This is a genomic window from Streptomyces arenae (genome assembly GCF_022343545.1).
GTDB lineage: Bacteria > Actinomycetota > Actinomycetes > Streptomycetales > Streptomycetaceae > Streptomyces > Streptomyces humi.
Map to the genome: position 1 here is coordinate 202,491 of NZ_JAKQYH010000013.1, position 20,897 is coordinate 223,387.

Here is a 20,897-nt window from a genome sequence, read left to right on the forward strand (position 1 = left end):
ATGGCCGTCTTCCCGCACCGGCTCACCGAGGACCTCGACGCGGAGTCGGCGGATCTACGGCGGCTGGTCGCGCCGCTGGACGAGACCGGCTGGCGGCTGCCCACACCGGCGGCCGGCTGGTCGGTCCTGGACCAGCTGACCCACCTCGCCCACTACGACGAGGCCGCGGTGATGGCGGCCTGCCACCCGGAGCGGTTCGCCGCGGAGGCCGCCCGCCAGCCGCAGCCGACCCCTGACGACATCGCCGCCCGCCACCGCTCGCTGTCCGGGGCGGACGCCCTCGACTGGTACGACCGGGCCCGCCGCCGGCTGATCGAGGTGTTCGCCGAACTCGACCCGCGGGCACGGCTGCCCTGGTACGGGCCGCCTATGAGCGCGGCCACCTGTCTGACCGCCCGGATCATGGAGACCTGGGCCCACGGCCAGGATGTGGCCGACGCCCTCGGCGTCACCCGCGAGCCGACCGCACGTCTGCGGCACATCGCCCATCTCGGCGTAGGAACTCGGGAGTTCAGCTACACCGTCAACGGCGTCGAGCCGCCCGGGACACCGGTCCGGGTGGGGCTCTCCGCGCCGGACGGCCAGGTGTGGACCTGGGGACCGCCGGAGGCGGCCTGCCGGGTGGAAGGCAGCGCCCAGGACTTCTGCCTCGTCGTCACCCGGCGCAGGACCCCCGAGCGGACCCGTCTGCTGACCCTGGGCGACGAGGCGGGCCGATGGCTGCGGTTCGCCCAGGTCTTCGCGGGCCCGCCGTCGGCCGCTTCCCCATCCGGCAGAAGGGGTTGAGCAAGTCCACCGCACCCCTTGGGGCGCGCACCGCCGCTGACCTGACGGCCGCCGTCCGCAGCCGCGAGGTCAGCGCCGAGGACGTCGGGCGGTCGTTCCCAGACCGTGTCGAGCAGACCAGCCCGCACCTGAACGCCCTGGTGGAGGTCCGCCCGGACGAGGCGCTGGAGCAGGCACGACAGGCCGGCCGCGCCGTGGCCGCCGACGACCCGCTCGGACCGCTGCACGGCGTACCGGTCTCGGTCAAGATCAACACCGATCAACGCGGCCACGTCTCCACCCATGGCGTGGATGTGTTCAAGGCCGCTCCACCCGCGTCGGAGGGCGCCGCGTGCGTGGCCGCTCTGCGCGACGCCGGGGCGATCCTGCTCGGCCGTGGCAACGCGCCCGCGTTCTTGCTCCGCCGGTTCACGGCGAACGCCGCGCACGGGAGCACCCTCAACCCCTGGGACGCCGGCCGTACTCCGGGCGGCTCCAGCGGCGGAGCCGCCAGGCGTGCCCACCCTGCTGTCGGACGGCCTGCCCACGAGCGTCCAGCTCATCGGCGGCCGGTTCGACGAGAGCGGCATTTCGGCGGCGGCCGAGACGATCGAAGCCCGCACCGAGCGCTTCGCCCCGGCGCTGGACCGGTGGTTGCCGCCGTGCGCCCCCGGGAGCCGGCCCGGGGTCGCACGGTCAGTCAGGCGCCGACGACCGACGGCGGGGGAGTCCGGTCCACCCAGTGGGTGGCCTGCTCGTAGGCGTGGCCCAGCTGGAGCACCGCCAGGTCCGCCTGGTGCCTCCCGATCAACTGGACCCCCATGGGCAGTCCTCGTGCCCCGAAGCCGACCGGCATGCCCAGTACCGGCAGCCCGGTCAGCGACCAGCAGGCCACGGTCTCCATCCACCGGTGGTAGGTGTCCATCGGCCGGCCGTCGATCTCGGTGGGCCAATGGACCTTCTTGTCGAACGGGAAGACCTGTGCCGAAGGGGCGAGGACGAAGTCGTACCTCTCGAAGAGCCGTTGCACCGCCGCGTAGAGCTCGGCCCGGGCCGCGGCCGCCGTGGAGACGTCGAGTCCGCTCAGCCGGAGTCCGTTCTCGATCTCCCAGACGGCTTCGGGCTTGAGCCGTGCACGCCGCTCCTCGTGCCGGTGGAAGTCGTGTCCGGCCGCCGCGTTGCCCCACCAGCGCCAGGTCAGGAAGGTCTCCCAGATCCGTTCCGGGGAGAAGTCGGGAAGCGCGCCCTCCACCGAACACCCCAGGGACTCGAAGACGGCGAAGGAGGACTCGCACAGCTCCAACAACCCTGGCTCGGTGGCCAGATGACCGTTCCAGTCCCCGACCCAGGCGATCCGCGTGCCCCGGAAGTCGCGTTCGAGTGACCGGGTGAAGACGGCGGGATCCTCACTGTTGGCCAGGGGCGTACCGGGGTCGGCTCCGGCCATCACGGACAGCAGAGCGGCCAGGTCCTCGGTGGTACGAGCCATGGGCCCCACCACCGCGGGCGAGACGAGGAAGCCGGGCTCGGGGACCCGTCCCGCGCTGGGGCGCAGGCCGAAGACGTTGTTGAAGGCTGCGGGGTTGCGCAGCGACCCCATGAAGTCGCTGCCGTCCGCGACCGGCACCATCCGCAGGGCCACGGCTGCCGCCGCACCACCGCTGCTGCCGCCCGCGGTCAGGACCGGGTCGTAGGCGTTGCCGGTGGTTCCCCAGACCGGGTTGTAGGTCTGGGAACCAAGCCCGAACTCGGGCGTGTTGGTCTTGCCGACGAAGACCGCACCGGCGGCCCGCAGCCGGGCCACGAACAGCTCGTCCTCGGTGGCCACCTGGTCCTCGAACAGCGGGGAGCCCATGGTGAAGGGCAGCCCGGCCGCGGCCGCGAGGTCCTTGACCGCGTGCGGGAATCCGTGCATCCACCCCAGGTACTCGCCTCTGTCCAGCTGTTCGTCCCGCTCACGGGCCTGGGCGAGGGAGAGTTCCGGATCCTGCAGGCCGACGATCGCGTTCACGGGTGGGTTCACGCGTTCGATGTGCTCCAGATAGGCCTGCATGACCTCGACACAGGAGAGGGCGCGCTGCCGGACGGCCCGGGACAGCGATACGGCGTCGAGGGCGACGATGTCGTGCACGAGGTGCCTTTCTGGTCGCGAGTGAGCTGCGGCCGAACGCGGTGCGGCCCCTGGTTCAAGCATGCGGAAAGCCGCCCACGAGCGGTCCGAAGCGGCATGGCCGCTGTGGTGAGCGCGCCGCGGAAGCCGGGGCGGGCGGAGGAGGGAAAACGGGCGGCGCACCGACGGCGGCCCCGGACGCCCGGGTGCCGGAACTGTCATCATCGTGAAGTCGTTCGGCCTGAATAGTCAAGATGACGGCAATGGCTGACTGTATATTTCATGTCAGCTAGTGTGATGGCTGATTCAGTCGCCGGTCGGTGTTCCGCTGCGCTTGAGGGCCCGGATCACCAGCTGGGTCTCCGCCGCTGTCGCCTCCCTCATCCAGTCGGCGTTGCCCAGACAGTCCAGCAGGGCTGCCCTGGACGGCTGCGTGACATGCACGAGCAGTTGGTGTTCGCCGGTGACGACCGCCGCGTAGCGCACCAGCGGATCACGGGCGGCCAGCGTGCCGATCCGCTCGATCGCGTCGGGGCGGGTGCGCAGCCAGAGCAGCGCCTCCACCGGAAGCCCGAGCAGCGCGGGGTCGACGGACGCGCGAATGCTGATGACGCCGGCCTGGAGCAGTGCCTCGACCCGCCTGCGTGCCGTGGCCTCGGACATGCCGGCGAGCGCCGCGAGTTCCTCGTACGGACGACGGCCGTCCGCCGCGAGGGCGGCGACGATCTTCCGTTCGTCGGGGTCCAGGACGGCCTCGGGCGCGCTCGCCGAGAGGTCGTCCCGGTCCGGGAAGCGGTGCAGCCCGGCGACCTCGTCCGGAGTCAGGATCCCGGGTTGCCAGCCGCGGACCGTCCGGTGGTAGCGCAGCACCGGTGTCACGGCTCTGGCCGTCAGGCCGGGCAGCCGGGGCAGGTCGTCGAGTGTGAGCGCCGCGAGGCGGTCGGCCGGGCACTGGAGCTCGGCCACACAGTCGCCCGCGCCGCTCAGTAGATAGGTGAAGATCGAGTCAGGCCGCAGGGCCACGGCTCGTGCCGCGGTGACGACAGTGTCCGGGGAGCAGTCGAACCGGACGACGACGGTCTCCCCGGTGGCCACGAGTGCCGCGACGGTGACGAGCCGTTCGGCCAGCAGGCGCCGGCCGCGACGGGCCACCGTCCGTTCGGACTCGCCGAGGACCCGGGCGACAGTGCTCCAGCCGGCCCGCCCGTCGACCTGCAGTGCGGCCACGATCCGCCGGTCCAGGGCGTCCAGGCCATGCTCGTTCGCGCTCACGGAGGGCAAGCCTAGTCAGCAGTGGTCCAACCCCTCGGCGGTGTCGCTGCACTTATGACAACACCATTGACCATAAGGGGCGCGAGAGGATTGCATCCCTCAAGTGGCCTCGGGCGAGGTTGTGTTCGCGGACCACACACGCTGTTCGAGTCCGCCGTCCCTGGTGATGCGGACGGGCTCGTGCCCTGATCCACCGGGCGCCGGTCACGACCGCCGAAGTGAGGCCGTGCACAGCGCGGAGACCACCGCACGCTCACCGCGCGCTCGCACGTCCGTGTCTGTTTCCGCTCGGCCAGGGGTGTTCCCGGCGTCCTCGGGTCGCGGCCGCCCTTCCTCCCCGCAGCACACCACCGCGCCTCCCCGGAGGCTGACAGGAGTCCCATGGCCACCGACCGCGAGCTGTCCGTCGAAGAGGCGTTGGCCGAGGCCAGGCCCGTCCCGCTCTGGTTGGACACGCCCGGCCGTCCCGCTCCACGACCGCCCCTGACCGGGGAGACCAGCACCGACCTGCTGATCATCGGCGGCGGCTTCACCGGCCTGTGGGCGGCCGTGCGCGCCAAGGAGCGGAACCCTGAGCGCGAGGTGCTCCTCGTCGAGGGCGACCGCGTCGCGGAGCACGCCACGGGACGCAACGGCGGTTTCTGCGAGGCCAGCCTCACCCACGGCGAGGCGAACGGGCTCAACCGGTGGCCCGAGGAGTACCCGCTCCTCGAACGGCTGGGCGCGGAGAACCTCGCCGGTATCGCCGCCACGGTCGAGAGATACTGCATGGAGTGCGCGTACACACCCGGTGGGGTCCTCGCCGTGGCCACCCGCCCGCACACCGTGGCGGCCCTGGAGCCCGGCACCGACGGCTATCTGGACCGGGACGCCGTACGCGGACTCGTCGGTTCGCCGACCTACCTCGCGGGGCGGCTGCACACCGAGAGTTCGGCGACCGTGGATCCCGCGCGCATGGCCTGGGAGCTGGCCCGAGTCGCAGAGTCGCTCGGGGTACGCATCGCCGAGAACACCCGGGTCAGGAGGCTGCGCACGAGCCAGGAGGGGGTGACGGCGGTGTGCGACGCCGCACGCGTCCGCGCCGGTCGCGTGGTGCTGGCCACCAACGTCTTCACCTCGCTGCTCGGGGCCAGGTCCCTGGCGGTCGTCCCGGCCTACGACCACGTGCTCGCGACCGAGCCCCTCACCCCCGAGCAGTGGGAGTCGATCGGCTGGGCCGCGCCCTACGGCATCACCGACCTCGGGAACCAGTTCCACTACTACCGGCGCACCCCGGACAACCGCATCCTGTGGGGCGGCTACGACGCGATCTACCACTTCGGCCGGGGCATCCGGCCGGAGTACGAACAGCGCGAGCAGACACACCAGTTGCTGGCCCGGCACTTCTTCGAGACCTTCCCCCAGCTGGCCGGGGTGCGGTTCACCCACCGCTGGGGCGGTGTCATCGACACCTGCTCACGGTTCACCGCGTTCTACGGCGTCACGCACGGCGGCCGGGTCGCCCACGCCGCCGGATTCACCGGACTGGGCGTCGGGGCCTCCCGGTTCGCCGCCGACGTCATGCTGGACCTGCTGGCCGGCGAAGACACCGAACGCACCCGCCTGCGCATGGTGCGGGAACGGCCGGTGCCCTTCCCGCCCGAGCCGTTCGCCTGGGCGGGCATCCAGCTGACCCGCCGGGCCATGGCCCGGGAGGACGAGACCGGCCGTCGGCCGCTGTGGCTGAAGCTCCTCGACCGCCTCGGGCTCGGGTTCGACTCGTGACAGCGCCGGGAGGTGTTCCGCCTGACGGAACGTTTCCTGGACATGGCGGAACCGACCGCCCACGGTGGATGAGGACCTACCGCAAGGCCGCACCGCGGAGCGGGCACACCTGCTTCGGGCGCCGGTCGTGGCGAACACCGTACGACGTGCTCCGCCCCGCGCGTACGTGGGGCGGTCGTCTCAGGCGGTGCGCACCGCGCGCGGTCACGAGGGCCGCCGTGGACACGGCACGCCGAGAGGCCCACGACAGCGGCGCTCGGTCGGCCCATCCTCGGGTAGCCGAGCGGCGGGAAGCGGGACCGGCGAACCGTCCGGTCACGGCCTCTCGTCCAGCACGGCCGCGAATCCCTTCAGCATCGCGCGCAGGCCTGTCTCGAAGGCCTGGGTGGCCCGCTGCTCGCCACCGGCGGTGCCGTCGAGTGCGGCGCTCAGGTACGGGGCGGAGTCGTGGTCGACCTTCGAGAGCATGACCGCGGGTGCGACCAGGTCCAGGGCCGAGCCGAGCACGAAGCTCTCCAGGGCGGTGATGAGGGGCATGACCTGGGGGAGGGGGAAGCCGGCGTCGGAGAGGGACCGCGCGACGTTGTCGTACACCGTGTGCATGAACGTCTCGGAGAGCGGCGCCACCGCCAGGACCGGGACGGCGCCGGGGTGAGCCGCGAAGCCGTTCAGGTAGGCCCGGGCCCACTGGTCGAGAACCTGCTCCCACGTGCCGGAGTAGGGCTCCTCCATGTCGGTCTCGCGGAGCAGTTCCTCACGCATGAGCGCGATGATCTCGTCCCGGCCCGTCACGTGGTGGTAGAGGGCGGACGGGGCCACGCCCAGGGACCTGGCGAGTCCCGGGATGGTCAGGGAGCCTTCCTGGTCGGCCAGTCGCAGGGCCGCCCTGCCGATGACGGCGCGATCCAGCAAGGGCGTCCTGGGGCGTCCCATCGGGCTCCTTCACGGTCCGGGTCGGATACGTCCGCGGGGAGGAGGTGCGCTGCCGCCTTTCGCGGACACCCGCCGTTAGCCGATCGTTACCGAATGTCATTCAGTAAAGACTTCCCCACAGGCGGTGATGTCCTTAGATTAGCCGTACTGAATGCCTTTCAGTTTGTTGCCCCGGGTGCACGGCTCGCCCTGCGGCAGCACTGCAGCGCGGCCGTACACCAGGCCGTGTTCCAGGGCCCTGCTTCATCCACGGCCCGCGGCTCTGCCGCCCACGGCACCAGTGACCGATATCCACCGTCGCCCGGCCGCCATGTCCACGAGACCGAGGCCTCCCGGTCGCCGGTGACCCATTCGCCCTTCGTGGAGACAGACCTTCATGACCCACAACTACGTGCCTCCGGCTCCCCCGTCGACAGCGGGCGTCGATGCGGAGGCCGGCGCGCACCTGCAGCGCAACCTGCTCGGCGTCAGCGACGTCGTGTTCTTCGTGGTCGCCGCCGCGGCCCCGCTCACCGTCATGGCCGGAGTGGCACCGCTCGCCATCCTCCTCGGCGGTATCGGAGCGCCCGCCAGCTATCTCGCGGTCGGCGTGACCCTCCTGCTGTTCTCGGTGGGCTTCACCGCCATGACCCCCTACATCCGCAACGCGGGAGCCTTCTACTCGTACATCGCGCGAGGCCTCGGACGCCCCGCCGGCGTCGGCGCCGCGTACCTGGCCGCGTTCTCGTACAACGCCATGCAGATCGGCATGTACGGGGCCTTCGGCTTCTTCTCGGCCACCACGCTGGACGACATGGCCGGCATCGATCTGCCCTGGCCGGTCTACTCGTTCCTGGGCATCGTCATCGTCTGGTTCCTCGGGTTCCGCTCGATCAACCTGGGTGCCAAGGTCCTCGCGGCCCTCCTCATCGCCGAGACGGCCATCCTGCTGCTGCTCGCCGTGGCGGTACTGATCGACGGCGGAGCCACCGGCCTGACCTTCGACTCGTTCGCACCGGCCCACGTGTTCACCGGGGACATGGTCGCCCCGGTGCTCACCGCCGCGGCGGCCTTCATCGGCTACGAGGCCACCGTGATCTACCGCGAGGAGGCCCGCCGCCCCGACCGGACCATCCCGAAGGCGACCTACGTCGCCGTCACCTTCCTCGCGCTGTTCTACACCTTCATCGCATGGATCATCATCCAGGCGTTCGGCAGCGACCGGGTCGTCGCCGCCGCGGCCGAAAACCCCTCCGAACTGTTCTTTGTCGCCATGGACAAGCACGTCGGCGGTTGGGCGTCCGACATCCAGCGCGTCCTCATCGTGACCAGCCTCCTGGCCGCCCTGCTCGCCTTCCACAACACGATCACCCGCTACTGCTACGCGCTCTCCGCCGAGCGGGTCTTCCCCTCCCCGCTGGCCCGGGTCCACCTCTCGCACGGCTCGCCGTGGATCGCGGGAGTCGTCCAGTCCGTCCTCGCGGCCATCGTGGTCACCGTGTTCGTCCTGAGCGGTGTCGACCCCTACTCGGAGTTCTTCCTCTGGGTGAACACCCCGGGGATCGTGGGCATCATGACCCTCCAGGCGCTGGCCGCCGTCGCCGTCGTGGTCTTCTTCCGCCGCAACCCGCCCCAGCGCGGCGAGAGTTCCTGGCGCACGCTCGTCGCGCCGGCCGCGGCGGCGGTTCTGCTGACCACCGGAACCGTGATGGTCGCCAAGCGCCTCGACCTGCTGACCGGTGCGAGTGGCGGCGTCAACCTGACCCTGGTCGCCCTCACCCCGGTCGTCTTCGCGATCGGCCTGGTGGCCGCACTGCGCCTGCGCGCCCGGCGTCCCGACGTCTACCAGAAGCTGGGCACGACCGAGATCGACGCCGGCTGACGCCCACCGACAGGACGGGTCCGGGCAGACGGCCCGCCCCGCACCGAGCCGACGCCACGTCCGCCCGGACCCGTCCCCGTACCGCCCACCCAACCCGATCGGACCCGCCACCGGAACCGTGATATTCAACCGACGTAGAAGAGCAACCCCCCGTCTCGCCCCGGAACTCGACGATGCCGACCTCGGCAAGGTCTGCCGCCAGCTGGACGTCAGGAACAACGCACGCGCCCGCCCCGTCGTCGGACCACTCGTGGAGCGGCTGCTCAAGGAGACCGGCCGGGACTGGGACCGCCGCTCCCACCGACTGGCCGTCCTGGCCTCCATGACCCGGCCGGGCGCGCAGGAGTCGTGGGCCCAGCAGGCTCCCGACAGCGCCGAGGCCATGAACCTGTACGCCTGGGGAGCGATGACACGGGGCGCGCGCACCCCGCTCTCCTACGACGAGGTCTCCGCCGCCCTGGACGCCTGCCGGGCAGCGGCCCGGCTGGATCCTTCCGATCCCAGCCCCTGGGTGGCCCAGCTGGGACTGCTGCGTCAGTGGCGCAGACCCACCGACGAGGTGTTCCCGGTCTGGGACGAGATCGTGTCGCGTGATCCCTGGCACCGTGAGGCGCACGTGCAGATGTTCGGCTACCTGTCGGCCGACGAATGCGGCTCGCACGCCCAGGCCATGGAATTCGTCGACCAGGTGCGATCCAGCGCGCCCGCCACCGCACCGACGGTGGCCCTGCCCCTGGTCTCACTCGTCGACCGCTACTTCCGGCTGCTCGCACAGGGCGGTCTCAACGCCATGATGGCCGACCAGTTCTGGTCCGGACACGAGGTGGATGGGGTGCTCAGAGACGGGCTGACCCTCTGGTCCCGCCCCGGCCACCTCCAGCACGCCGAGGCGCTGCGCGACCTCAACCTCCTGGCCTTCGCGCTGCTCGCGGCCAAGCAGACGCCCCTGGCCGCCCCGGTGTTCGAGGCCATCGGCGGCGTGGTCACCCCGGTCCCGTGGGGGCACGGTGGGCAGGACCCGGTGGACGCCTTCACCCGCGCCTGGCAGCGGACAGACCCGGCCCGCTGACCCGCTGGTGACGTCAGTGAAATCGTTCGCCACGAATGTTGCGTCGGTCTTCGGGTCTGCTCGAGCCGGTCTCCAGCCTCATGTCAGAGGAGACGCAAGGCGTCCTGGACGGCGGTCAGCGCGATCGCGCCCTCGCGCAGGGCCGCGGGGGTGTCCGTGGTGAGGTCGATGATCCCGGAAGGCGTGTTCCCGGTAGGACCGCCGTCGAGCCAGGCGTGGACGGTTTCGCCGAGCTGGGTGCTGGCCGGTTCGAGAGCCGTGTCGGCCGGCCGGTGATGCCGGCGCCGGCCTGGGCGATGGGGCCGGCGGCCAGGATGAAGGAGAGGGCGCCGGGCCAGAAGCCTTCGGTCGGCAGCCGGCCCTGGGGCGGCATCAACTGGACGAGGAAGTGGGCGGTGCCGGGGTCGGCGACGACTACGGAGACCGGCTTGTCGACATGGCGCTGCTTTGCCGCGAAGGGCGCGTACTCGGCCGAGGGTCGAAGGCGTTGGCGCCGATGGCGTGAACGGTATCGGCGGGGGACCCGGCCAGGTGTCCGGCACGCACGGCATCGCCGGCGTGGGAGATGCCTGCTCGCCAGGCAGACTCGGTGCCGCAGTCGTGGACCCGCATGGTGCTCGGCGTCCCGGGGCTGAGGAGGGTCGATGGCGCGGCCCGGCGCCCGTGAGCTGACGGCTTTCACCGCGCGGCGGGCGCCGGGGAGCTGCCGGTCCGGGACGTCGGAGCAGCGGCGTACGGGGCAGTGGGCAACGGTCTCGAGGGCTGCGTCGTCGGGGGCGGACGTCCCAGAGTGCCGGTCACGCGGTCAGCACCGCGCTCGCCCTGACCATCGTGACCAGCGGCCTGCCCGCCACCGTCAAGCGGGCCGCCTGAGCAGGCACCGTCTCAGGCCTCGCGCCACGCACCATGGACACCCTGACCAACGGCTGCAAGTGGGCCCTGCCGGCCTTGGCTGCCAGCCGTGTCCTCGGCCTCATCGCCTCACTGAGCCGCGGCCTCGAGCACCCCGCCGACTGAACGGCGGCGCAGGTGACCGAGTGCCTGTTGTTCGGGACCTCGCCTCAGGGCTTCCCTGCGGCCGTGGCGGTGGCCGGTGCCGCGACGTCCTCCTCTTCCGGCAGCGCCTCCACGTCCACGCCTCGCACCTGGGCCAACTCGTGCTTGAGGGCCGCCAGTTCGGCTCCGCCGGCCATGTGGTTGGTCAGCTCCTCCAGGTCGATCCGGTCGCGGGAGGCGGAGAGTTCGAGGGTGCCGAGGCGCAGGACGCTGAAGTGGTCGCCGACCATGTAGGCGTGGTGCGGGTTGTGGGTGATGAAGATGACGCCGAGACCGCGTTCGCGGGCGGCGGCGATGTACTTCAGGACCACACCGGACTGCTTGACGCCTAGGGCGGCGGTGGGCTCGTCCAGGATGAGGACGCGGGCGCCGAAGTAGACGGCGCGGGCGATCGCCACACACTGGCGCTGGCCGCCGGACAGGGTGCCGATGGGCCGCTCCAGGTCATCGAGGATGATGCCCATGTTGCGCAGCTCTTCGTCGGCGGTCTGCTTCATCCGCTCGATGTCGAGGCGGCGCAGGGGCCAGGGGCCCTTGGTCATCTCGGAGCCGAGGAAGAAGTTCCGCCACACCGGCATCAGCGGGACCGTGGCGAGGTCCTGGTAGACGGTGGCGATGCCCTTGTCGAGGGCGTCGCGCGGGCTGTTGAAGCGCACCGGGGCGCCGTCGACCAGGAGGTCGCCCTCGGTGTGCTGGTGCAGCCCTGAGATGATCTTGATGAGGGTGGACTTGCCGGCGCCGTTGTCGCCGAGGACGCAGGTCACCTGGTTGGCGAAGACCTTGAGGTCGACACCGTGCAGGGCGCGGATGTTGCCGTACGACTTGCCCGTGGCGCGCAGTTCGACGATGGGGCCGCCGTCGCCGTCCTGGGCGGTGTCGACGAGGACGGCGCCGTGGGTTCCGGCCTCGTGGGTGTCTTGGGTGGATGTCATGGGGTCACCTCCGGGTAGCCGTGCGGCTGACCCACAAGTTGATGAGCACGGCGCCGAGCAGCATCACGCCCAGGAACGCCTTGAACCAGTCGGGGTTCCAGCCCGCGTACACGATGCCCTGCTGCACCATGCCGAACATGAAGGCGCCGAAGACCGGGCCGATCGCCGAGCCGGCGCCGCCGGTCAGCAGGCAGCCGCCGATCACCGCGGCCGAGATGTAGATCAGTTCCTGGCCGACCCCTTCTCCGGATTGCACGGTGTTGAAGGAGAACAGCTGGTGCATGCCGACGAACCAGGCGCCGAAGCCGACCAGCATGAACAGCGAGATCTTGGTGAAGTTCACCGGGACGCCGACCGCGCGGGCGCTGTCCTTGTTGCCGCCGACCGCGAAGATCCAGTTGCCGTACCTGGTGCGCAGCAGGACCCAGGTGGCGATGGCCGCGAAGACCAGCCAGTACACGATGGTGATCTTGACCTGGACGCCGCCGAGTTCGAAGGACGAGGCGAAGACCTTCTTGGCCTGGTCGAAGCCGGACATGTTGCTGATGTCGTCGGTGGCGACGTTTCCGGTGACCAGCTTGGTCACCGCCAGGTTGACACCCTGGAGGATCAGGAACGTGCCCAGCGTGATCAGGAAGGACGGCAGACCGGTTCTGACCACCAGCCAGCCGTTGAGGAACCCGATCGCCAGTGAGACGCCCAGTGCCGCGATCACCCCGGCCCACACGTTCAGGGTGAGCTGGTAGGCGAGCATCGAGGCGGTGAGCGCGGAGGAGATCACCGCGACACCCGCCGACAGGTCGAACTCGCCGCCGATCATCAGCAGCGCGACCGGGATGGCCAGCAGTCCGATCGTGGACGACTGGTAGAGGATGTTCGCCATCGAACCGCCGTCCCGCACCGGCGGAGCCGAGACGAGGAAGAACACCCATACGGCCATGGCGCCGAGGAACACGCCCACTTCGGGGCGGGCCAACAGGCGTAGGAGCAGGGGCCGTTGTGCGGTCCGGCCGTCGGTCTCACGGCCGGGGCCGGAGGCCGGCGGTGCGGACACCGCCGGCTCGGCGTGCTGCGTCACACTCATCACCGGGTCCCGTTGGCGGCGAACTTGGCGACGGAGTCGATGTTGGACTTGTCGACGAACGCCGGACCGGTCAGGACCGGCTCCTCGCCGCCGCCGCTGTAGTTGCCGTTGTTCTTGTAGAGCCACAGGGCGTCGACGGCGAGGTAGCCCTGGAGGTAGGGCTGCTGGTCGACGGCGAACTCGATGGTGCCCTTCTGGATGGCGGACACCAGGTCCTTGTTGAGGTCGAAGGTCGCGATCTTCGCCTTGCTGCTCGCGTCGGAGACCGACTGCACGGCGGTCATCGCGATCGGCGCGGCGAGTGTGACCACCTGGTCGACGGAGGAGTCCTGCTTGAGCTTGGCCGTGATCGTCGAGGCCACCGACGGCATGTCGGTGCCGTTGACGTACAGCGTCTGCACCTTGCCGGAGAAGGTCTTCTTCACACCGTCGCAGCGCTGGGTGAGGGCGACGTTGCCCTGCTCCTGGATGACACAGACGACGTTCTTGGCGCCTTCCGTGTTCAGCTTCTTGCCGAACGCCTCGCCGGCCACGGTCTCGTCCTGGCCGAAGTACTCCTTGAGGCCGAGTTGCTTCCACTGGCCCAGACCGGCGTTGAGGCCGTCGACGGGGATGCCGGCCGACACGGCCTTGGCGATGACGTCCTTCATGGCGTCGGGCTTGGCGAGGGTGACCGCGATGCCGTCGACCTTCTGGTCGATCGCGTTCTGCACCAGGTTGGCCTGGTTGCCCGCGTTCGGGTCGGCCGAGTAGATCAGCTTGATGTTGTCCTTGGCCGCGGCGGCCTCGGCGCCCTTGCGGACGATGTCCCAGAAGGTGTCACCGGGTGCCTGGTGGGTGACCAGCGCGACCGTCATGCGGGGCGTGCTGGCCTTGCCCGCGGAGGCGGCAGCGCCGTTGTCCTCGGACTTCTTGCCTCCGGAGCTGCTGGAACAGCCGGCGAGGGTCAGGGACGCCGCAGCCGCCACGGCCACCAGGGAGACCAGTCTGCGAGAGCGGGAGGAAGAGGAGAGTTCCATCTGTCGTGCACCTCACTGTGCGACGGGGAGAGACGGGGGAGTGGATCGCGGAGATCCAGAGGCCGATATCCGATCGTCGGATTCATGCCGTTTGCCGCACTTGCGGCGCTTTGCTGAGACGGGATCCAATCCCGTGCCGCACTTACTGTCAATGCTTTGTCAGGACATCATTTTGTAACGACGTCCGAACACGATGGCAGCTTGGAAGTGGCAGTCTCGGGCTCACCGCTCACCACCCGGTTCGGGGTGCGGTGAGCGACCGGGGGCGACTGGCAGGCCGGTGCCGGAAGGTCGTCCCGGCACACACCGCCGGTGTGAGCATGTGCGTTCGCCTCTCTGAGGCTAGAACGTTCTAGAACAGTGCCGTTAGTACGCCAGGCACTGAAGCGCATGTCAAGACATCTCCCCTAGAACGTTATAGACGTTATCGAAGAGGTGATCCGGGAGTTACCCGGAACTGGGCCTCGATCTGCTCCAGGGTGCGGTTGCGGGTCTCCGGGATCGTCCGGGCGGCACCCGCCGCGGCCACTACGTTGACGGCTGCGAAGATCAGGAAGGTCGTGGTGCCGCCCACCCCGGCCAGCAGGATGGGGAAGGTGAAGGTGACCAGCGCGTTCACCAGCCAGAGCAGCAGCACGGAGGTGCCCATGCCGAGCCCGCGGATGGCGAGCGGGAAGATCTCGGAGAGCATCACCCAGGTCACCGGGGAGACGGCCACCTGCTGGAAGACCAGGAAGGCGAGCATCCCGGCCAGGATGAGGTAGCTGCGCCAGGTCGCGGCGTCCGTACCGGCCCGGGCGGGCACGGCGAAGACCGTGCCGATGGCGACCAGCGAGGCGACGATGCCGATCTGTCCGGTGAGCAGCAGCGGCCGGCGACCGACCCTGCCGATGAGGTAGAGGCTGGCGGTGGAGGCGAGGACGGCCACGACACCGACGGAGATGGTGGCGGTGAGCGCGGCCTGGGAGCCGAGGCCGGTCTGTTCGAGGGTGGTGGGGGCGAAGTACATGATGGTGTTGATGCCGGTGACCTGCTGGATGACGGCCAGGGCCAGACCGATCAGGAAGACCCGGCGCACCCAGGGCACGGCCAGTTCGGCCCGCCCCGCGCCGGTGCGGGCGGCCCGCTGCTCCAGGTCCACGGCCTGCTTCATCTCGGCCAGTTCGGCGTCGACGGTGTCGGCGTCGCGGATCCAGAGCAGGGTGCGGCGGGCGTCGGCGAAGCGTTCTTTGGAGACGTACCAGCGGGGCGTCTCGGGCATGAACAGCATGCCGAGGTAGAGCAGGCTGGAGGGCACGGTGGCCAGCGCCAGCATCCAGCGCCAGGTCTGCTCCCCGCCGTAGGCGGCGGCGAGCGCGGCGTTGGAACTGAAGGCGATGAGCTGGCCGGTGACGATCATGAGCTGGTCGACCGCGACCATCCGGCCCCGGGAGTGGGCGGGAGCGATCTCGGCGAGGTAGACGGGGACGGTGGTGGAGGCCGCGCCCACCGCGACGCCGAGAACGACCCGTGCGGCCACCATGACTTCGATGTCGGGGGCGAGAGCGGTGCCCAGCGCCCCGACGACGAACACGAAGGCCAGGACGAGGATGTTGTGGCGTCGCCCGTAGCGGTCGGACAGCCGGCCGCCGAACGCCGCGCCCGCGGCGGCGCCGAGCAACAGCGAGGCCGTGACCAGCCCCTCCGTCACCGGCGTCAGTCCGAGCCCGCCCTCATGGCTCGATTTGGTCATGAAGGGCAGTGCACCGGCGATGACGCCCGTGTCGTACCCGAAGGTCAGCCCGCCCAGGGTCGCGACGGCGGCGATGGCCGCCATCGACCGCCTCCCCTTGACGGGTGACGCGGCCCGGACGGGATCGGCCAGGCGTGTGGGGGGTGTCGGCATGGGTGCTCCTCTCAGCGACCGCCCGTCCCGGCGGCCGCTCCCTACGGCTCTCCCACGGGCAGCCCGGAGGCCGGCACGTACGGTGGGGGCCCGGCCGTGCGCTGCCGACAGTGGGAAGGAATGCAGCTAGGGAACTAGTACGTTCTAGAAAATGTCAAGACATTAGATCGAAGTAGTTCGGAATCCATGGCGACGCAATGTCTATGGAGGCGTTCCGCCGAGGAGCCGGTGCACGCCGCCGAGGCGTCTCAGCCGGGCGCAGGGCCGGTCGTCGCGCGCTTCATGAGGCGGGGCGTGAGCACCGTCTCCTGCGCGGTGCCGCCCTTGATCAGATCCAGCGCGGCGGTCACCGCGGCGTCCGCCATACCGGCTGCGTCCTGGGAGACGGTGGTCATCTGCACGTGCGGCATCTTCGCCAACCGCGAGTCGTCGTAGCCGACGACGGAGATCTCCCCAGGCACGCTGCGGCCGCGGTGCGCGAGAACGTCCAGCACGCCGGTGGCCGTCCGGTCGTTGAAGGCGATGACGGCCGTGGGCGGCGGCACCTGCCGGTCCAGCAGGTAGCGCATGCCCTCGGCGCCGGCCTCCTCCGTCAGGCCGCCCGCGAGCACATCGGCGTAGTCGGCCAGTCCGTGTTCCGCCATCCCCTGCAGGAAGCCGAGCCGGCGGTCGGAACTGCCCGGGGCGCCGGCGCCGTCGATATGCGCGATCCGGCGGTGGCCGAGGCCCACGAGGTGGTCGACGGCGAGCCTGATGCCCAGCATGTCGTCACCGCGGACGGAACCCACGCTCGCCAGTCCGCTGCGGCGGGCGACGAGCAGGGTCGGCAACCGGCGGGCCAGGCGTTCGAGTTCCTCGTCGGTCAGCCGGCTGCCCAGCAGGATCGCGGCCTCGCAGCGCTCCCGGAGCAGGGCGTTGACCGCCGTGGGCTCCGCTCGGCTGGGAGCCACCGCGCTGATCACGGCTTCGTAGCCGTGCTGCGCCGCGGCGGCGTAGAGGTGCTCGACGAGGTCGCCGTGGAAGGGTTGCTGGAGTTCGAAGACGACACCGAGCACCCGCGAACTGGACCGCCGGAGCTTCTGGGCGCGCTGGTCGGGGACGTATCCCAGTTCGTCGGCGATCTGGAGAACGCGGCGGCGCGTCTCGTCACTGGCTCCGGGAACCCCACGGATCACGATCGAGACCAGGGCGGTGGAGATGCCGGCGGCCCGTGCCACGTCGGCCATGGTGGGGCGCCCCTTGCGTGCGGAGCCGGCGGCGCCCCGAGCGGCGGGCGACTGCTCGACGGCGTCTTGGGCGTCGTCGTCCGACTCCGTCACTTCGCCACTCCCCAACCTGGTCGGATGCGGTTCGGCCGCCCGATCGGACGGCCTTCCGCCGAGCATATCGACCCCTTGACCGATTGCCATTGTGCGTTTACCTTCCCGACTAGAACGTACTAGTTTTTGGGAGCACCGACATGGTCGTCGCTGACAATTCCCCCGGCCGCAACCGGCCCGTCCCCCACACGCTGCGCCTGGCCACGATCGGCGCAGGCCGCATCGGGTCGAACCACGCCGCGATCGTCGCCCGGCACATTCCCGGTGTCACCCTGGCCGCGGTCAGCGACCCGGTCCCCGGTGCCGCCGAACGCCTCGCCGCCGAACTGGGCGCGCCGCTGGCCACCACCGACGTGAACGAGGTCCTCGACCGGCAGGACATCGACGGTGTGCTCATCACCGCGCCGGCCCGGGCCCACACCGATCTGGTCGTCGCGGCGGCCGGCGCCGGCAAGCACATCTTCGTGGAGAAGCCGATGGCGGTGACCCTGGCGGACGCGGACCGCGCGATCGCCGCCGCGGAAGCGGCCGGTGTCGTGCTCCAGGTGGGTTTCAACCGGCGCTTCGCGCCCGGCTTCGCCGCCGCCCGCGCCGCGATCGACGAGCAGCGGATCGGCACCCCGCAGCTGCTGCGCTCGCTCACCCGTGACCCGGGCCCGTTCACCGCCGATCCTGCGCGCATTCCGCAGTGGACGATCTTCCTGGAAACCCTCATCCACGACTTCGACACCCTGTGCTGGCTCAACCCCGGCGCCGAACCACTGAGCGTCCACGCCACCGCCGACGCCCTCGTCCGCCCCGACGCCAAGGATCAGGGCCACCTGGACACCGCAGTCGTGACCGTCCGCTTCGACAACGGCGCCATCGCCACCGCCGAGGCCTCCTTCTGCGCGCTGTACGGCTACGACGTGCGCGCCGAGGTCTTCGGCTCCGAGGGCATGGTGACCGCCGGCGACGCCCGCACCACGAACATGACCTTCTACGGCGCCCAGGGCATCCACATCGACACCGCCCGCCGCGACACCGACCTGCTGCACGCGGCATACGTCGGCGAACTGGCCTCCTTCGCCGACTCCGTCCGCGACAAGAACCCCGCCGCCGTCACCGGCCACGACGCGCGCCGCGCCCTGTCCATCGCCCTCGCCGCGATCCGCAGCGTGGAGACCGACCGCCCCGTCACGATCGCCGAGGTGTCCGCATGAGCCTGACCGCTTCGCCCTTCGTCCTGGCCGCCAGCGCCGAAATGCTCTACCGGGACCTGCCGTTCACCGAGCGCGTGACCCGCATCGCCGAGCGCGGCTTCCAGGTCGAGATCTGGGACTGGTCGGCCAAGGACCTCGACGCCCTGGCCGCCACCGGCGCCACCTTCTCCTCCATGACCGGCTACCTCACCGGCAACCTCACCGACCCCGACGGCATCGAAGCCCTGCTCTCCTCCGCCCGTACCTCCCTGGAGGCTGCGGCCCGGATCGACAGTCCGCGCCTGAACCTGCACGGCACCGGCCTCGACGACAGGGGCCTGCCCGTCCGTCCGGTCGAGGTCGTCACGCCCGACATGTGGCTTACGGCCGCCGACACCCTGCGGCGCGTCGCGGAACTCGGCGAGGCCGCGGGCCGGGTCTTCACCCTGGAGAACCTCAACCTGGCCGTCGACCACCCGGGCACCCCCTTCGCCCGCGCCGCCGACACCCTCGCCCTCGTCCGCGCCGTCGACAGCCCGTTCCTGCGGATGAACCTGGACCTCTACCACGCCCAGATCGGCGAGGGAAACCTCGTCGAACTCTGCCGCCAGGCCCTGCCGTTCATCGGCGAGATCCAGGTCGCCGACGTCCCCGGCCGCTGCGAACCGGGCACCGGCGAGATCCACTACCCCGCGATCGCACGCGCCCTGCATGAAATCGGCTACACCGGCGTCATCGGACTCGAAGGCTGGGCCCGGGACGACTCCGACGCCGCCCTGGACGCCTTCCGCGAGGCCTTCGCCATCACCGTGCCGGCCCCTCCCGGTGCCGCGGCCGCCTCCACCGCGGCCGTCGTCGCTTCCTGACCGGCCGCGTCCTCCGTTCGTACGCCGGGTGGCAGAGCCGCCCGGCGCAACATTCGCAGCACCCTTCACCCGAGGTGACACCGATGAACCCGCGCACCCGCACCCGCGTCGGAAGCGCCCCCGACTCCTGGGGGGTGTGGTTCCCCGAGGACCCGCACCAGACCACCTGGACCCGCTTCCTCGACGAACTCGCCCTCGCCGAGTACGGCTGGCTGGAGCTGGGCCCCTACGGCTTCCTCCCCACCGACCCCGAGGTCCTCCGCGAGGAACTCGGCCGTCGCAACCTGAAACTCTCCGGCGGAACCGCCGGCGGCCCCCTGCACATCCGTGAGGCCCACGCGAGCATCCGCAAGGAACTGCTCCAGGTCGGCCACCTCGCCGCCAGCCAGGGCGCGCAGTACGTCGTGTTCCTCCCCGCGATGTACCGCGACCTCCACAACGGCAACCTGCTCGAACCCGCTGACCTCGACGCTGACGGACGCCGAGCTCTCGTGGAAGGGGCCACCGAACTCGCCCGCGCGCTCCACGAGGAGACCGGCACCCGCTTCGTCTTCCATCCGCACGCGGAAACCCATGTGGAGACCGACGAGCAGGTCGCCGCCTTCCTCGCCGACACCGACCCGGATCTCGTCGGCCTGTGTCTCGACACCGGACACGTCGCCTACCGGCACGGGGACACCGGCCGGCTCATGCGCGAGTACGCCGAACGCATCTGGTACGTCCACCTCAAGCAGGTCGACCCACAGATACTCGACAGGGCCGACCGCGAACAGCTCCCCTTCGCGACGGCCGTGCAGCTCGGCGTCATGTGCGAGCCCCCGCAGGGAGTGCCCAGCCTCCAGGAGATCGGCGAGGGCCTCGCGCACCTGCCCGACGACACCTTCGTGATCGTCGAACAGGACATGTATCCCTGCAGCCCGGACCACCCCCTCCCGGTCGCCAGCCGCACCCGCCGCGCGCTCCGCGACTCGGCCATCGGCTGAACCGGCACCGGTGGCAGGACACCGGACATCGCTTCGAGAAGCTGACCACCGGCCGCCGTCGGAACGTACGTCCACGGGTTCCAGGCTGATGCGGGGCCCGGCCGATGTCAGCTCGCTCGGCTACTGGCCACGCGCCCGTGCAGCGTGGACGCGGGGGAGTCAGCCTCGACGGATATTCCTACAACAAGAAGGCAAGGGAGCGGCGGGCGGGCGGTGACGTGCGCCGCCATGTGCGCCCCAGCCGCTTGGACCAGTGTCGGCGAGGGTTGAGCGGATCGACTGCTGGTCGCGGGACGAGCCGCCGGGCCCGGTCGGGCGCGGCGGCTGCCGTGTCAGGCGGCGACGGTGACCGGCGCGAGCTCCTGCTCGAAGAAGGCCGTGAGCTCGGCGACGGCCGGGTCGACGTACTCGCGCTTGTCGTACATGTCGACGTGGCTGGCGCCCTCGATCCAGTGCAGGTGTTTGGGTTCCTGCGCGCTGGTGAAGGCCTCGACGCCCATGTGCCTGGTGACGGCTTCGGTGCCGAGGATGATCAGCAGCGGGCGCGGGGCGATGAGGTGGATGAAGCGGAACGGGTCGAAGGCCGCGATGCGGTCGAGGCTGTTCCAGGTGAACTCCTTCGCCGAGCGCGGGTGCTGGGCGCGGTCGGTGCAGTAGTACTCGAAGCCCTCGAAACCGTGCCGGCCGCCCATCGCCCGGGCCTCCTCCGCGGTACCGGGGAAGATCGGGAAGGTGCCGACGCCCTCCCCGGCCGCCTCGGCGGTACGCGCGGCGGCCGCGGCGTCCAGCATCCCCTGG

The 20,897-nt window shown here is 70.6% G+C and carries 17 protein-coding genes; 8 read left to right on the forward strand and 9 right to left on the reverse strand.

Annotation, left to right across the window (positions count from 1 at the left end; all coding sequences use genetic code 11):
• Both MB828_RS07490 and MB828_RS07495 read left to right on the forward strand, forming a co-directional pair.
• Nucleotides 1–786, forward strand: a complete 786-nt coding sequence (locus tag MB828_RS07490) for a TIGR03084 family metal-binding protein (RefSeq protein WP_301647468.1) — start codon at nucleotides 1–3, stop codon at nucleotides 784–786.
• Entirely contained in the window at nucleotides 783–1,526 is a 744-nt protein-coding gene (locus tag MB828_RS07495) for an amidase family protein (protein ID WP_301647469.1), read from the forward strand. The genes MB828_RS07490 and MB828_RS07495 overlap by 4 nt, the downstream gene beginning before the upstream one ends.
• On the opposite strand, the gene MB828_RS07500 is transcribed toward MB828_RS07495, so the two are convergent.
• Together MB828_RS07500 and MB828_RS07505 are read right to left on the reverse strand one after the other, a co-directional pair.
• Entirely contained in the window at nucleotides 1,466–2,896 is a 1,431-nt protein-coding gene (locus tag MB828_RS07500; RefSeq protein WP_301647470.1) for an amidase, read from the reverse strand. The two genes, MB828_RS07495 and MB828_RS07500, sit on opposite strands and share 61 nt — an antisense overlap.
• A 285-nt stretch (nucleotides 2,897–3,181) precedes the next feature.
• Nucleotides 3,182–4,147 (reverse strand): Lrp/AsnC family transcriptional regulator, encoded by a 966-nt coding sequence (locus tag MB828_RS07505; protein ID WP_301647471.1) that lies wholly within the window; start codon nucleotides 4,145–4,147, stop codon nucleotides 3,182–3,184.
• Nucleotides 4,148–4,528: 381 nt separating this feature from the next.
• Here MB828_RS07505 and MB828_RS07510 point away from each other — a divergent pair, with 381 nt between their 5' ends.
• Nucleotides 4,529–5,911, forward strand: a complete 1,383-nt coding sequence (locus tag MB828_RS07510; protein ID WP_301647472.1) for an NAD(P)/FAD-dependent oxidoreductase — start codon at nucleotides 4,529–4,531, stop codon at nucleotides 5,909–5,911.
• 315 nt (nucleotides 5,912–6,226) lie between these two features.
• On the opposite strand, the gene MB828_RS07515 is transcribed toward MB828_RS07510, so the two are convergent.
• Nucleotides 6,227–6,844: a TetR/AcrR family transcriptional regulator C-terminal domain-containing protein gene (locus MB828_RS07515; RefSeq protein ID WP_301647473.1), complete on the reverse strand. Its 618-nt coding sequence runs from the start codon at nucleotides 6,842–6,844 to the stop codon at nucleotides 6,227–6,229.
• Between the two features lie 376 nt (nucleotides 6,845–7,220).
• On the opposite strand from MB828_RS07515, the gene MB828_RS07520 reads away from it, so the two are divergent.
• Both MB828_RS07520 and MB828_RS07525 read left to right on the forward strand, forming a co-directional pair.
• On the forward strand, nucleotides 7,221–8,705 hold the full coding sequence (locus MB828_RS07520) for an APC family permease (protein WP_301647474.1): 1,485 nt from the start codon (nucleotides 7,221–7,223) through the stop codon (nucleotides 8,703–8,705).
• A gap of 118 nt (nucleotides 8,706–8,823) precedes the next feature.
• Complete coding sequence (locus tag MB828_RS07525; protein ID WP_301647475.1) at nucleotides 8,824–9,774, forward strand: hypothetical protein; 951 nt, start codon at nucleotides 8,824–8,826, stop codon at nucleotides 9,772–9,774.
• A 1,061-nt stretch (nucleotides 9,775–10,835) separates the two neighbouring features.
• On the opposite strand, the gene MB828_RS07530 is transcribed toward MB828_RS07525, so the two are convergent.
• The 5 genes from MB828_RS07530 to MB828_RS07550 form a co-directional block, all read right to left on the reverse strand.
• Nucleotides 10,836–11,762 (reverse strand): ATP-binding cassette domain-containing protein, encoded by a 927-nt coding sequence (locus MB828_RS07530; RefSeq protein ID WP_301647476.1) that lies wholly within the window; start codon nucleotides 11,760–11,762, stop codon nucleotides 10,836–10,838.
• A gap of 4 nt (nucleotides 11,763–11,766) precedes the next feature.
• Nucleotides 11,767–12,846: an ABC transporter permease gene (locus MB828_RS07535; protein WP_301647477.1), complete on the reverse strand. Its 1,080-nt coding sequence runs from the start codon at nucleotides 12,844–12,846 to the stop codon at nucleotides 11,767–11,769.
• Nucleotides 12,846–13,865: a sugar ABC transporter substrate-binding protein gene (locus tag MB828_RS07540; protein WP_301647478.1), complete on the reverse strand. Its 1,020-nt coding sequence runs from the start codon at nucleotides 13,863–13,865 to the stop codon at nucleotides 12,846–12,848. Before MB828_RS07540 ends, MB828_RS07535 begins: the two co-directional genes overlap by 1 nt.
• Before the next feature lie 424 nt (nucleotides 13,866–14,289).
• On the reverse strand, nucleotides 14,290–15,750 hold the full coding sequence (locus MB828_RS07545; RefSeq protein WP_301647479.1) for a sugar porter family MFS transporter: 1,461 nt from the start codon (nucleotides 15,748–15,750) through the stop codon (nucleotides 14,290–14,292).
• A gap of 248 nt (nucleotides 15,751–15,998) precedes the next feature.
• Complete coding sequence (locus MB828_RS07550) at nucleotides 15,999–17,069, reverse strand: LacI family DNA-binding transcriptional regulator (protein WP_301647480.1); 1,071 nt, start codon at nucleotides 17,067–17,069, stop codon at nucleotides 15,999–16,001.
• A 140-nt stretch (nucleotides 17,070–17,209) separates the two neighbouring features.
• On the opposite strand from MB828_RS07550, the gene MB828_RS07555 reads away from it, so the two are divergent.
• The 3 genes from MB828_RS07555 (at nucleotide 17,210) to MB828_RS07565 (ending at nucleotide 20,099) form a co-directional block, all read left to right on the forward strand.
• Nucleotides 17,210–18,271, forward strand: coding sequence for a Gfo/Idh/MocA family oxidoreductase (locus tag MB828_RS07555; RefSeq protein WP_301647481.1), 1,062 nt, complete (start codon nucleotides 17,210–17,212; stop codon nucleotides 18,269–18,271).
• Nucleotides 18,268–19,116 (forward strand): TIM barrel protein, encoded by an 849-nt coding sequence (locus MB828_RS07560; RefSeq protein WP_301647482.1) that lies wholly within the window; start codon nucleotides 18,268–18,270, stop codon nucleotides 19,114–19,116. The genes MB828_RS07555 and MB828_RS07560 overlap by 4 nt, the downstream gene beginning before the upstream one ends.
• A gap of 83 nt (nucleotides 19,117–19,199) precedes the next feature.
• Nucleotides 19,200–20,099, forward strand: coding sequence for a TIM barrel protein (locus tag MB828_RS07565; protein ID WP_301647483.1), 900 nt, complete (start codon nucleotides 19,200–19,202; stop codon nucleotides 20,097–20,099).
• Between the two features lie 332 nt (nucleotides 20,100–20,431).
• Here the strand turns inward: MB828_RS07565 and MB828_RS07570 are convergent.
• Nucleotides 20,432–20,897 (reverse strand): alpha/beta hydrolase (locus MB828_RS07570; RefSeq protein ID WP_301647484.1); only part of this gene is annotated, 466 nt, incomplete at its 5' end.

What these genes read in the sequence shown, in the direction of transcription:
- MB828_RS07490 (WP_301647468.1), top strand. Translation starts at nt 1, where the DNA reads ATGGCCGTCTTCCCGCACCGGCTCACCGAGGACCTCGACGCGGAGTCG.
- MB828_RS07510 (WP_301647472.1), top strand. Translation starts at nt 4,529, where the DNA reads ATGGCCACCGACCGCGAGCTGTCCGTCGAAGAGGCGTTGGCCGAGGCC.
- MB828_RS07515 (WP_301647473.1), bottom strand. Translation starts at nt 6,844, where the DNA reads ATGGGACGCCCCAGGACGCCCTTGCTGGATCGCGCCGTCATCGGCAGG.
- MB828_RS07520 (WP_301647474.1), top strand. Translation starts at nt 7,221, where the DNA reads ATGACCCACAACTACGTGCCTCCGGCTCCCCCGTCGACAGCGGGCGTC.
- MB828_RS07530 (WP_301647476.1), bottom strand. Translation starts at nt 11,762, where the DNA reads ATGACATCCACCCAAGACACCCACGAGGCCGGAACCCACGGCGCCGTC.
- MB828_RS07535 (WP_301647477.1), bottom strand. Translation starts at nt 12,846, where the DNA reads ATGAGTGTGACGCAGCACGCCGAGCCGGCGGTGTCCGCACCGCCGGCC.
- MB828_RS07540 (WP_301647478.1), bottom strand. Translation starts at nt 13,865, where the DNA reads ATGGAACTCTCCTCTTCCTCCCGCTCTCGCAGACTGGTCTCCCTGGTG.
- MB828_RS07545 (WP_301647479.1), bottom strand. Translation starts at nt 15,750, where the DNA reads ATGCCGACACCCCCCACACGCCTGGCCGATCCCGTCCGGGCCGCGTCA.
- MB828_RS07555 (WP_301647481.1), top strand. Translation starts at nt 17,210, where the DNA reads ATGGTCGTCGCTGACAATTCCCCCGGCCGCAACCGGCCCGTCCCCCAC.
- MB828_RS07560 (WP_301647482.1), top strand. Translation starts at nt 18,268, where the DNA reads ATGAGCCTGACCGCTTCGCCCTTCGTCCTGGCCGCCAGCGCCGAAATG.
- MB828_RS07565 (WP_301647483.1), top strand. Translation starts at nt 19,200, where the DNA reads ATGAACCCGCGCACCCGCACCCGCGTCGGAAGCGCCCCCGACTCCTGG.